Here is a 12827-nt window from a genome sequence, read left to right on the forward strand (position 1 = left end):
CAGAAGGCATAGTGCTATTGGCTATCTCAGCCCAGAAAACTATGAATTAAAGAAAGTAGCTTAGTGGCGTGTCCAGTGTTGCCGGATCAGATCAGGTTGGTTTAGCTACTCACAGGTCAACCAGGTGACTTGAAGCTAAAGGAAGCATGAGTTCAGAAATTAAAGTCACAACCAGAATTGGAGCCAGTACTTGTGATGTTCATTTCAAAAATAAGACTCAGTATGCTGTATTTGCAATTCAGACAAAACGGGGCCTTGAGGTAAGCAGCTGCAGCTCAACGATTCATACCGATAAAGGCAGTGAACACTATGAAAAAAAACGCTTAAACGTGATAAGTTTTTTATCAAAAAAAAATGGTACATAACACAAAACTCGTCAGTTTAAGCCTTCGCCTGGCAATGCCCTCTGTGTTTCCCGGCCCTGTGTTTATAGCCGTATTTAAAAGGAGATTACATTTTGTCAGTCAAGGAAAAGTATTTCAGAGACCCAACAAGCTTAACCACTTGGGTTCGATATATGCTTTACGCTCAAATCATTGTGGCAGTGGTCTCATTCGTCTCTGGCAATTTGGAGCACCAATTACTGGCTGATTACCAAAATGGGGTTTATACCTCTCAAGAGCAAGCCGTAGCTGACGGGGAGGCAAATGATCAACGCCAAAGACTAATCGCCATCATCGATCTTATGGTGTTTGTCGTCTCTGGATTTCTGATATTGCGATGGATCCATAGAGCAAACCACAATGCCAGACAACTGGGAGCGGAGAATATGAAATTCTCACCGGGTTGGTCCATAGGTTACTATTTCATTCCAATTCTGACATTGTGGAAGCCTTATCAGGCAATGAAAGAAATATGGGGGGCGAGCAAAGAACCTTCTAATCAAGCGTCACAAAAAACAAGCGGTATTCTGCCACTGTGGTGGGGGCTGTGGCTGGTGTCCAGTTTTCTTGACCAGGTAATTCTCAGGCTGTCTATGCGGGCAGAAGAGCTGTCAGAGCTAATAACAGTCAATAGTCTCAATCAAGTATCAGAAGCATTAGATATTCCTCTGGCATTGGTTTTTTTGGCCATAGTAAACAGGGTTTATACCATGCAGACCGCTCGTCATCACAGTGCTAACCACCAAATTCTGCCAACCGCTGAGATTGTGGATTGATACGGGGTTATAGGTTTTTGGAGAGCTTGGCTTTTTGAACACAATACAGTTAGCGCGTGATGTCATCGGACTGACATAGATACATCAAAGTTTATTCTCTAAGGTATTGTGAATTGCCGATCTGGAGCATGCCATGACAGCTAGTTTGGTGTTTTCTGATGAAATTACTTACCTGTTGGTTAAACAGCAGGTGTGAGTGAAGCACTATTGGGTATCTTTTTTATATGGTTTGACCAGTTTATAACCAATCAATTATTTAACTTGGCTGGATTGTTTACTTTGTTGCTTTTTGCTGCGGTAAAGACGCTATTTATTTTATTAAAAGCATTCAATCCGGTGGGGATTGTCTTCGATTCTGATAAAAATCTTCGTAAAAGCGACGTGGGTAACTATTCTTCCTGATTGCGCTAATGATAAAATTAGTAACACCTAACAAACTTTAGTACATATAAGTCCTGTGGGCGTTGAACTCGAAACAAGCGACTCGCCCTTGTGGCTGGCATACACAATAAAGGAAAATTATGCGTAAATCTAAATTAATCTCTTCAATTATTGCCTTTGTCGGTACTCTGATTTCATCACAAGCGCATTCAATAGTTCAAGAGCATCAATTGGTTGCTGGTGATGTGTTAGTAAAAAAAGAGATTTTATGGAAGACGGTTAAAATATTGGAGGTTGATAAATCTGAAAATAATCAAGTTACATTGCACGCGGTATTTTTTGAAGAGAGTAAAGAAAAACCAAGTTTGAGTAATTTAAATAATGTACTAATAAAAATACACCATGCACCTGTCGATGCTGATGGTTTTAAACAGTCATGGGAGTTGCTTGGGAATTCTACTGTGACGAATAATGAGCTCGAAGGTTTCTTTGAATATCTAAAACAAACTGATTTTCAACGCTACGCTGAAGTAACAAATCAAAACGTAGATGACTTAATTTCAGCAGCTAATGCGAAATACAAAGAAGCATATTCTTTTAGTCAGCAATCTAAATTTAATGAGGCGATTAAGTTATATTCTGAAGCAGTTGATTTATTCCCAATGTTTGTCGAAGCCATCGATAACATTGCATTTGCATACATGGATATAGGAGACAATGAAGCAGCTATAAAGTATTTCGATAAGTCGCTAAATATCGAGCCAAATAATTTCACGGCTCTCTATTACAAAGGTCATTGTTTTATTAATTTAAGAGACCGGGACGCTGCGATAGCGGTATTTGAAGATGGAATGACGCGATTTCCTGAGAAAAAAGCTGCGTTCGAAGAAATGTATTTAAAATTAAAAAATATGCGCAGTAATGGCTAGCTCGCTACTAAAACCGGATTCGTAACAGTTGGTTCGTATTTCGCTTTTCTGAATATTTTAACCAACTGTTACCGGCTCCTTGCCGGAGTCAGCCGCTTTTAACTACCCCAAATGTGATGATATTGGACTGGCTTGGATGCTTTCCAGTCATGAAGGGCTTGGTGATTTTGCCTGGCATAACGGACAAACTATGGGGCAAAAATCTGTCGTGATTTGTGCAAAAAATAGCGATGCAGCGATAGTGATGTTATCAAACAAAGTGCCTAAGTTTTGGCAGAGTTTTTTCCCCGGCTACAGCATTGAAAATCTGTCAGTTGAGATTTTAAAATCATTAACTGATGGTAAGCAAAGTGCCTGAGCATAGGTAGCATTTTTGGCCTGCGGCGCCATTAAAATAGCTGACTCAGTGCGCTGTACTTACAATAACCCGCTCACCTTTGCAGGCGCATTCGTTTCCAAAAAGGATTTTGAATAATGAAAATATGTTTACTTACCCTTGTCCTTCTCAGTGGTGGTGCCTTTGTCACTGATTTAGCAGCATGTGATAGCGGTTACCCTGTTTCAGCTGCTAGGCAAGGTATAGAAGGCTTCGTTCGATTAGGATTTGATATAAGTACCGAAGGCAAGCCAGTGAATATCAAGGTGATAAAATCTGAACCAGAAGGTGTTTTTGATGCACCGGCCATCTGTGCATTATCAAAATGGAAATACAAGCCAAAAATAGTAAATGGTGTTGCAGTGACAGAAACGGGAGCTGAAGTGCAATTAGACTGGGATCTTGAATAGTGATACCAACGAATACGCCGCAACTTCTATATAGATGGAGCGTTTTTTTGTTGTTATTGGCAGTTTCTGGCTGCAGTGGCACACCTGATTGCACGACGGACACAGCACCAGTCATTCAGACAAATAACCAAGTGGTTACTGCTTTGGCTGATGAACTTCAGCGTGAACACAAGGCGGGCACTTTTGCTGGGCAGGTACTTATTGCTCAGAACAACAGCGTCGTATTTAAGGCCGCTTACGGCTGTGCAGACAGACAACTTCGGGTAAACAACTGTGTTACTACTGTCTCGGATATGGGATCTATTGCTAAAACATTCACCGCCACTGCAGTACTTCAGCTTGTTGCCACTAAAAGATTGCAGCTGTCCACCAGGGTCGGAGATTTTTATCCTGAAGCTGCCGATGCTATAAAACCTGTCACCATTGAGCAGCTGTTGGGTCATTCAGGTGGGCTGGATAACTTTCATAACGATTCTGATTTTGAACTGATGGATAAAACAGAGGCCGAACGCAGAATTTTATCCATGCCATTGATTGCTGTACCTGGCGAAAAGATTGCGTATTCAAATGCAGCCTATACGCTGTTGGCCGTCATAGTGGAGAAAATAACAGGTCAAAGCTTTCAACAGTATGTTCATGAACATCTGCTGAGTCCGTTAAAACTGGCTGACACTGGTTTTTATCAGGACTCAACTATCCCGGTCAATAAGCTGGCTCGTGGATATGGCGGTGATGATCAGGGAAAAACAACCTATGAAAAAAGTTTAACCTGGGCGCTTAGAGGCGCTGGTGGTATGGTAACGTCAGTGGATGATTTAGCCGCTTGGTTTGTCGCGCTGAAACAAGGAGCTCTGTTTCCCGACACCACATCTAATCTGAGCTTTACCCAAGCCAATGAAAAATGGTTATTGGGCAGCTTTTCCCTACTTGATATTCAGGGCGAATCAGTCATTCAAATGGGTGGCAGTACAGAGTTTGGTTACACTGCTTTAATTCAATTTGTTCCGGGGCGTGATTTATTGGTCGTGTTATTGCTTAATGCGCACAACACTAAGTATGCAAATGCAACACACCACAGCCTTAGCCGAAATCATATTTTGCCAATTATGCAAAGTGAAAATCAGCCAGATAGGTTATCTGACTAATGAATGCTGGTCGTCGTGGTTAAAATAGTAATAAGTGCCATGAGGAATGTATGAAGATATTTTTGATAATGTGTGTTTGCTTCTTAATTCAAGGGTGTGCAGCCTCAGTGATGAGCAGGCAGCAGTACCTTCAATTCACAGCTTCGCATGAAAATGAATTTTCTTTTTTACCTTCTTCTTATTGTGGTGACATAGCAGATGGATTTATGGTGTCGCCGTTAATTCCTCTGCCTCCTATTATTCCATTACCTAATATAAAAGAAACCCAAAGAATTAATATTGGCTTTGATAATTACCTGACCTTGTATCGGGCATATTTGCGAACAAATGAATTCAAGGAAATATCGCTCACCGATGTGAGTATCCGTGACAGTTTTGCGGGAACAAAATCACTTAGCATCAATTTAGAGGTAGGTTGTGAGGCGGCGGACAACAGCACGTTGGTTTTGATCTTTAAATCCAAAAACGCAGCTGACTTACAATTGGAGTGGCATATTAAATATGTGATTAAAAAAAGAAAAATTGAAAGTGGATATATAATCAATAGCTGAAGTGAACTCTGAGCATTGAATTGTCAACGAAGAGTACGATTGAATAGAACTGTTCATGGCCACTACACTGTAATGTTTTTGCCAGATACAAATTAATTGTGTTTGTTTAAGACCTTAATATTCCGGGAAGCAACTGAGCGAAGGATAGACGACTTGTGTTGATTCTTGTAGCTGTTTTCTGGGAGTGACCAGGTTTATAGAATTTAGGATCAGGAGTATAAATTGAATAATCTAATGAAAATTATCCTCTGTTTTGTGGCTGTATCTTTGCTGGCATCCTGTGCCAGCATAAAAGAAACGGGCAAAACCATAGGCCATACCACGAGGGATGTCACCAAAAAAATTGGACATGCTTCAAGGGATACCGTCAAGGCTATTGGCAAAGAGACAAAAGAAGTAGTGAAAGACATCAAGGATGACGAAGACTAAACAAAACCTTTTTATTTTATACAAATGTCAGGTCTGCCAAAGGTTCACAGGCAATGGAGCAAACAGATGAGAGATGAACTGAGAGAGAAAATTGCCAGAGTATGCGCCAGTAAAATACTGAGCAAGGGGGAGTCCGTTGGTGTCTCGTTTTATGCGTTTTTTGCCAACAAAAATGATGATCCGGATCTTCTTATGGAAGCTGCAACCTGGTGGATAAAAACCCATAAGCTCAATCACTTTGAGAAAGCGAATAAAATTAAAACTATGGTTGAAGCGGGGCTTTAGTCAGGCAGCGCCTGCCTGTTGTCGCGTTCAATTCAGGCTTAAGCCTATAAGGAAATATAGTGCTGATTATTGCGTCGTTATTACTTGTGTTGTGTGGATTGGTGCATTCGATTCTTGGAGAGCGTTATATTCTGAGCCGCCTGTTTAAGCGGGATAACCTGCCACATCTTTTTGGCAGTGATCAATTTACCAAAGGAACACTTCGATTTGCCTGGCATATCACAACTTTGGCCTGGTTTGGTTTTGCCGCATTGCTTATGCTAAAGCCTGACTCGACTGCAGTTTTATTAACTGTCAGCCTTGTTTTTGCGCTGAGTGGGGTTTTGTCTGGCTTCTATACAAAAGGTAAACATTTGTCCTGGTTAGTTTTTTTTATCATCAGTGCATTAACACTGTGCAGTGCAGTTGTCGGCTGACAGCCTGCTTAGTTTTACATTCATTGTTCAGAGTACATCTATGAGATGTATGGTTGTATTTTTCGTTTTATTGCTGTCATGTCATGGGTATAGCTGCTGTGGCGCCAGCCATCAGCGCGTTATGCATTCAAGGAGAAAAAGTGCGTACTTATAATAAGTTTCTTGGCGCAGCCGCAGTATTTAGTGCTGTTGCAGCTTTAGCTCATCTGGGCTGTATTGTTTTTGGTGTAGACTGGTACAGGTTTTTTGGTGCCGGAGAACAAATGGCACAAATGGCTGAAGCCGGGCATTGGTATCCTGCAGCAGTTACTTCAGTCATTGTTGTTATTTTGGGGTTATGGTCGATTTATGGACTCTCTGGTGCTGGGCTTATCAAGCCATTGCCATTGTTACGACTGGCCTTGTGTCTTATTAGCGGTATCTTCCTGATCCGTGGTTTTTCTTTTGTGGCTTTAATGCCAATGTTCCCGGAAAACAGTCTGACATTTTGGCTGGTCAGTTCAGCCATCTGTTTAATTATTGGTACTTTTTATGCTACAGGCACTTACCAGCGCTGGCCTGAGTTCAGCAGAAAAAATAGCTGACCCAGGGTGAGGCTGGTTAACCTGCAGCTGTAGCACCTGGCTTTGCGGCTCTGCTGGTCAGAGGGGAGTTGTAGCGAGGCAAAATTTAAGGAAAAAACGCATGTCGTGGCAATGCCAACATTGTAATACCACTATTGATGATGATGAATTTGAAGTCTGTTGGAACTGTAATTGTGAAAAAGGTCAGGTTGTGCCAGCTCAATCCTTGCGGGATATCAGTCCTGATTGTGTCCGGTGCAAGTAAGCTTTAACTTTTTTAGGCACTAAAGGTTTTCACGAAGGCACACGTTGGGGCGTTTTAGGTGACCTGGGCGAATTCTTCGTTAATAAAGAAAACTTAGATATGTATGGCTGTAAATCATGCGGGAAAGTTGAATTCTTTATTGCTGGTTTTATTAACCGCTAATGGGTAGGTAGTGTTTATGGGGCTTCAGGTTTAGGGATCTCATGATGGATGAAGTTGAATCGCTTGAAAAAGCTATTGTAGAGGAGGTGACACTCTTCCCGTACAACGAAAAATGGCCGTCCATGTTTGAAGCTGAGCGAGACCGGCTTTTTCATTTATTTTCAGATGATTTTTTGGCTATTGAGCATATAGGTAGTACAGCTGTGTATGGTCTTTCGGCAAAGCCGATCATTGATATCCTGGGCGGAGTTGATTCGATGGCTGTTGCTGATGCATTAATAGCCCCTTTGTGCCGGGCGAACTATGCAACATCAATGGAATTCAACGCGTTATTAGTAGGCCGACGTTGGCTGATGCGGTACGCCGAAGGTCGCAGAACGCACCATCTTCACCTTGTGGTCTGTGGTAGTCAGGAATGGAAGCTACGGCTGGCATTTCGGGATAAACTTCGCGCTGATACTGAATTGGCGCAAAGGTATGAGAAAAATAAGCTGTTGTGGTCCAACGACTTTAAGCTGGACAGAGAGGCATATACTGCGGCTAAGGGCGATTTTATAAGGCAGGCGTTGGAAAGTGCAACTTAACACTGTTTAAGTGTTACAAGGGAAAGCGGGTTTGATTGCTCCCTGTTCAGGTGACTGCGATTGATGTTCCCAAGGTTCAATGGCTACGAAAAAGGGGCTATGTCGTTCTCAGAAACTTTTTTAATGAGACGGAGCTTTGTCAGTTGAGTGAAATTGTCATTTAGTTTCATCAGTTGTGGACCTGGGATCATGTTTGATTCTGCGCTGAGAAAACGGTTCATTCTGCTTATCTGAAGTGGATACTAATCCTGACACAGTACCTTTACATTATTGTCCTTTTGCAGCAGAGGTGACTCAAAGCTTACAGCGCTGCTCCAGCAGTGCTTTATGTTAAAATGCCGGCGTTTTTAGTGGACTGTCTGGATCAGGAGTTGTTGTGTCAGCATTATCATCGTTATACCCGCAGCCGTTGTGGCAATGGTTTGAACAAATTTGTGCTATTCCGCACCCGTCGAAACACGAGCAGGCGTTAAGCCAGCATATTCAACACTGGGCGCGTGACAAAGGCTTAACTGTTGTTGAAGACAAAGTGGGCAACCTGATCATTAAGAAGCCTGCCACCCCAGGTTTTGAAAACCGTAAAGTGGTAGTGATCCAGGCGCACCTGGATATGGTTCCGCAGAAAAATGCTGACAAAAAGCATGATTTCACTACAGATCCTATTGATGCTTATGTCGACGGTGACTGGGTAAAAGCCAGAGGCACAACATTAGGTGCCGACAACGGTATAGGCATGGCCTCAGCCTTAGCTATTTTAGGTAGTGACGAGATTAAACATGGTCCTTTGGAAGTGCTGCTGACCATAGACGAAGAAGCAGGTATGACAGGTGCCTTTGGTGTGGAATCTGGCATGCTGGATGCCGAAATTCTGATCAATACCGACTCTGAACAGGAAGGCGAAATTTATATGGGTTGCGCCGGCGGCGTGGATGCTGAATTTGCTGTGCCTGTGAAATGGCAGGCTGCAGCCACTGGCGTTATCGCTTTTGATTTAAGTGTAACAGGCTTAAAAGGTGGCCACTCAGGTGTGAATATTCATCTGGGCCGTGGTAATGCCAATAAACTGTTGGCGCGTTTTTTAGCGGACAATACAACAGAACTGGAATTGGCCATCGCCAGCTTTAGCGGTGGTTCGTTGCGTAATGCGATACCTCGTGAAGCAACAGTCACGCTGACTGTTCCTTCGGCAAAACTGAGCCAGTTGCAACAAGTGGTGGCAAAATTTGAAGCTTTGTTGCAGTTTGAGTTAGCAGCGGTTGAGCCAGCATTAAAACTCAGTCTGGCCGAGGTGGTTACGCCGGCTCAGGTACTGACTGCGGAGACTCAAACTACATTGGTTCACTTACTCAATATCTGCCCTAACGGCGTGATGCGGATGAGTGATGAAGTAGAAGGCGTGACTGAAACCTCATTAAATATGGGCGTGATCAGCACCAAAACAAACAGCATTCAGGTGCTCTGTTTAATCCGTTCATTAATAGACAGTGGCCGTGAACAGGTTGAAAGCATGTTAAGTTCACTGGCGTTATTAGCTGGCGCAGAGGTGAAGTTCAGTGGTGCATACCCTGGCTGGAAACCGAACCCGGATTCACCAGTGATGGCGATAGTGCGCGACACCTATCAGGATATTTATAACAAAGCGCCGGTCATTATGGTGATCCATGCCGGTTTAGAGTGTGGTTTGTTTAAAAAACCTTATCCGGATATGGATATGGTGTCGATAGGCCCTACCATTCGTTTTCCACATGGTCCGGATGAAATGGTGAATATCACTACAGTAGGTCAGTACTGGGAATTGTTGCTGGCTGTGCTGGAGCGTATTCCTGAGCGTGCTTAACTCTGCAAATCAGTCATCAGAATAAAGGCCCCGGTTTCGGGGCTTTTTTCTGTCTGCAAACGGGTTTGCTGCAAAAATATACAGCGGCATTGTCAGGCAAAGTTGCTGTATTATTTCCGGGTTTTACATGCCTGAGCCACTAAACTAGTGTATTTTCTGGTTCTTCTCAGTAGTTTCACTGCCAATGAATACAGGATGTGCGCTTAAATACCGGGCTGGTTATGCCTCAGCTGCTGCGTTGCCTTGTCATTTTACTCAGGAGAAAAAATGGAATTCCCTCTTGTCACAACCCCTTGGCTTGAAGCCAATATAAACAATCAGCAGCTTGTGCTTATTGATGTAAGTATGAGTAAAGTGGTGGGTAAAAAAGCCATTGAATATGACAGGCCACTTTTTATACCAAATAGCCAGCATATTGATTTAGAAACATCATTGTGTGATTTAACCTCTACGCAAGTTCACGCCTTTCCTGTGGCAGAGCAATTCACGCGGCAGGCTCAGCGGCTTGGTATAGATGCTGAAAGTATCGTTGTTTTTTATGACAATCAGGGCATGTATTCAGCGCCACGGGCCTGGTGGATTTTTCAGGCAATGGGCTGTAAAAATAGCTTTGTGCTGGATGGCGGTTTACCTCAATGGTTGTCCGAAAAAAGGGCGGTGGTATCGGGTTTATCTGTCGATGAACCAGTACCAGGTCAGATGAATGGAAAGCTTCAGTCAGATTTTATATGCGACTCCAATTACATCATGGACAAAAGAGCAGGTGGACAGCTGACTCTCATTGATGCGCGCTCGAAAGAGCGATTCTTGGGATTAGCTCCGGAACCAAGGGCAGGTGTGCGCAGTGGTCATATTCCTGGTGCTTTAAACTTGCCGTTTCCAGAGGTGTTGAATGGGCATTGTTTTAAAAGCCCTGAACAGTTATCTGAGATTTTCTTAAATCTGGCCGGAAGCAATAACACAAGGCTCGTATTTTCTTGTGGTTCTGGTATCACCGCATGCATTACCTTGCTGGCTGCTGTTGTCGCGGGTTACAGTTACAGTCAGCTGATTTTGTACGATGGCTCATGGTCTGACTGGGGAAGTAACAGTGTTTTGCCTGTTGAACGCTAAGCTGACAAACGCATGTGATTACCAGCAGGTACCAGCGTCAGATGAACCAGTGGACAGATATAGCTGAGGACAACAATGATACCGACATTAGAGACAGAGAGATTAATTCTAAGGCCTTTTAAAGCTGAAGATGCGCAAAGAGTTCAACTGCTTGCCGGTGAAAAAATAATTGCCGATATGACAGAAAACATACCTCATCCTTATCTGGATGGTATGGCAGAGGGATGGATTGGGTTGCATGATGCCTGGTGTAAAAACAGAGCTGCGGTCGTATTTGCTATTGTGATCCGGGAATCCGGCGAACTTATAGGCGCTGTCAGTATTACACAAATTTCAGGGCAGAGCGGGAACCTTGGGTATTGGATTGGCTTGCCTTATTGGGGACAAGGTTATTGCACAGAAGCGTCTATGCGGATCCTTGAGTTCGGTTTTAACCACTACGGTTTGTCTTGTATTGATGCAAGGCACCTCAGTGAAAACCCAGCCTCAGGCAAGGTGATCACAAAAAGTGGCTTTAAGTATGTAAGTGATGATGTTGTTGCTGAACGAGAATACAAATACTATGAACTTAAAAAGGGCCGCTGGCAAAGCATCAATAAAACTCTGTAGCTAATGCCTTAAATTTACAGCACATTCAAACCTTTTCCCTTTTTGCTACGACTAAGTGGTGTAAACAAAGTTTAGTGGCTCATTTGTGGGCCGCTGAGCAACACTTTTTTCCACAAAAGACTTTTGAATTAAGGGATTAAGAATGAAAAATTGGCAGGATAGACAATTTTCACAGCCGCAGGCTGCGCTTCAGGGTAAGGCACATGGAGGTGCCGTATGAAAAATTGGCAGGATAGACAATTTTCACAGCCGCAGGCTGCCAGTCAGGGTACGGCACATGGAGGTGCCGTATGAACCTGATAAAACTTGCATTTCTCCTCTGTATTTATTGTGTTTCAGTATTACCCGTCGTTGCCGGGCAGCTACTTCTGACCAATGGCACATTATTGGATCCCAGTGATCAGAGCATCAGCAAACAACATCTGCTGCTGGATGAAACCGGCATTATCGCCAGATTGGATAGTGTTCCGGCAAACTTTGCCGGGCAACAACTGGATATCAGCGGCAAGTTTGTGATCCCGGGGCTGATTGATATGCACACTCATGCTTTTGGCAATCGTGGCCCAAATGCTCAAAGCGAAATTATGGGGCCAGGCACCACAGCTCAAGTGGTGTTGCATGCCGGAGTGACGGGGTTTGTTGATTTATTTGGCAATGAAGAGCAGCTGTTTGAACACAGACGGCTGCAACAACAGGGGTTAATAGCTGGTGCTGATATTTATACCAGCTTGTCTTGTTTAACCGCGCCAGGCGGGCACTGCTCGCAATTTGGTAAAACCCGGACCATTGCCAGCGAAGATGAAGCTAAGCAACATATTGCTGAGTTAGCCGCTAAACAAGCCGATGTGATTAAGCTGGTCAGTACTATAGGTGGCAGCTTGCCATCGCTTTCCCCTGTTTTCCTTAAAGCCTCTGTGGATGAAGCGAAAAAGCAGGGTATAAAAACCATAGTGCATATTCATACTTTGGCTGATATCGACAGTGCTATAGCTGCTGGTGCTGATGCTATCACTCACTTGCCGGATGATGCAGCGATCACTGCTGAATTGGCGCAAAGGCTGGCAGCCAATAAAGTGGTTGTTATTCCCACTCTCGCCTGTGATACCGATGAATATGAGTTTATGTTCTCCGATGTGCTGCAATCTGCTCTTGCCAAACAATTAGCAGCGCCCCGTATTATTCAAGGTTATCAAAAAGCAGCCAGTGATATGACGCCCGAACAAAAGCAACAAGCCAAACAAAGAACTGAAAAATATTACTTGTCGATGAAACATCTGGTGGCGGCTGATGTGTTGTTATTGAGCGGTACTGACGCAGGCAACTATGGCACTTTACAAGGTTTTACTGTGCATAGAGAAATGGAAAAGTTTGTTGCCTCAGGACTAACCACCTGGCAAGCGCTGGCCAGTGCCACCAGTGCTGCAAGGCAGTTTCTGGGAAAACCAGCAGGCTTACAAGCCGGTGCAGAGGCCAGTCTGGTGATTCTGGATAGCTCACCTATTGAGGATATTCGCAACAGCCAAAAGATTTTTGCTGTTGTGCATAAAGCTAAACTCATCAATTAAAAGTATTTTTCTGAATGAACTCGCCTTACTCTGTGGCCACTGTCAACA

The 12827-nt window shown here is 43.5% G+C and carries 16 protein-coding genes; all 16 read left to right on the top strand.

Translation table 11 applies throughout. The features are described from left to right. Positions 1–146: 146 nt before the first annotated feature. The 16 genes from J2W69_RS19485 to J2W69_RS19560 all read left to right on the top strand — a co-directional run bounded on the left by J2W69_RS19485 (position 147) and on the right by J2W69_RS19560 (position 12779). On the top strand, positions 147–365 hold the full coding sequence (locus J2W69_RS19485) for a hypothetical protein (protein WP_310281644.1): 219 nt from the start codon (positions 147–149) through the stop codon (positions 363–365). 92 nt (positions 366–457) lie between these two features. Further along, complete coding sequence (locus tag J2W69_RS19490) at positions 458–1159, top strand: DUF4328 domain-containing protein (protein WP_310281646.1); 702 nt, start codon at positions 458–460, stop codon at positions 1157–1159. A gap of 521 nt (positions 1160–1680) precedes the next feature. Beyond that, entirely contained in the window at positions 1681–2469 is a 789-nt protein-coding gene (locus J2W69_RS19495; RefSeq protein ID WP_310281648.1) for a tetratricopeptide repeat protein, read from the top strand. Positions 2470–2548: 79 nt separating this feature from the next. Then, on the top strand, positions 2549–2827 hold the full coding sequence (locus tag J2W69_RS19500; RefSeq protein ID WP_310281650.1) for a hypothetical protein: 279 nt from the start codon (positions 2549–2551) through the stop codon (positions 2825–2827). 116 nt (positions 2828–2943) lie between these two features. Continuing rightward, positions 2944–3255, top strand: coding sequence for an energy transducer TonB (locus J2W69_RS19505; protein ID WP_310281654.1), 312 nt, complete (start codon positions 2944–2946; stop codon positions 3253–3255). A 47-nt stretch (positions 3256–3302) separates the two neighbouring features. After that, positions 3303–4400 carry a serine hydrolase domain-containing protein gene (locus J2W69_RS19510; protein WP_310281657.1) on the top strand — a complete coding sequence of 366 codons (1098 nt, stop codon included), beginning with the start codon at positions 3303–3305 and terminating at the stop codon, positions 4398–4400. A gap of 50 nt (positions 4401–4450) precedes the next feature. Next, positions 4451–4951: a hypothetical protein gene (locus tag J2W69_RS19515; RefSeq protein ID WP_310281660.1), complete on the top strand. Its 501-nt coding sequence runs from the start codon at positions 4451–4453 to the stop codon at positions 4949–4951. Positions 4952–5173: 222 nt separating this feature from the next. Continuing rightward, a complete protein-coding gene (locus J2W69_RS19520; protein ID WP_310281663.1) occupies positions 5174–5380 on the top strand; it encodes a hypothetical protein in 207 nt (68 codons plus the stop codon). A gap of 66 nt (positions 5381–5446) precedes the next feature. Beyond that, complete coding sequence (locus tag J2W69_RS19525) at positions 5447–5665, top strand: DUF6500 family protein (protein ID WP_310281665.1); 219 nt, start codon at positions 5447–5449, stop codon at positions 5663–5665. A gap of 59 nt (positions 5666–5724) precedes the next feature. Then, entirely contained in the window at positions 5725–6081 is a 357-nt protein-coding gene (locus J2W69_RS19530) for a hypothetical protein (protein ID WP_310281670.1), read from the top strand. Between the two features lie 140 nt (positions 6082–6221). Further along, a complete protein-coding gene (locus J2W69_RS19535; RefSeq protein WP_310281673.1) occupies positions 6222–6665 on the top strand; it encodes a hypothetical protein in 444 nt (147 codons plus the stop codon). A 450-nt stretch (positions 6666–7115) separates the two neighbouring features. Next, positions 7116–7655 carry a GrpB family protein gene (locus J2W69_RS19540; protein ID WP_310281676.1) on the top strand — a complete coding sequence of 180 codons (540 nt, stop codon included), beginning with the start codon at positions 7116–7118 and terminating at the stop codon, positions 7653–7655. Positions 7656–8031: 376 nt separating this feature from the next. After that, entirely contained in the window at positions 8032–9492 is a 1461-nt protein-coding gene (locus J2W69_RS19545) for an aminoacyl-histidine dipeptidase (protein WP_310281680.1), read from the top strand. Between the two features lie 267 nt (positions 9493–9759). After that, positions 9760–10605, top strand: coding sequence for a sulfurtransferase (locus J2W69_RS19550; protein WP_310281682.1), 846 nt, complete (start codon positions 9760–9762; stop codon positions 10603–10605). A gap of 75 nt (positions 10606–10680) precedes the next feature. Beyond that, entirely contained in the window at positions 10681–11214 is a 534-nt protein-coding gene (locus J2W69_RS19555; protein ID WP_310281685.1) for a GNAT family N-acetyltransferase, read from the top strand. Between the two features lie 290 nt (positions 11215–11504). After that, positions 11505–12779, top strand: a complete 1275-nt coding sequence (locus tag J2W69_RS19560) for an amidohydrolase family protein (RefSeq protein ID WP_310281688.1) — start codon at positions 11505–11507, stop codon at positions 12777–12779. Positions 12780–12827 lie beyond the last annotated feature (48 nt).

Origin of the sequence: Rheinheimera soli, from assembly GCF_031457405.1 — a bacterium.
Taxonomy (GTDB): domain Bacteria; phylum Pseudomonadota; class Gammaproteobacteria; order Enterobacterales; family Alteromonadaceae; genus Pararheinheimera; species Pararheinheimera soli_A.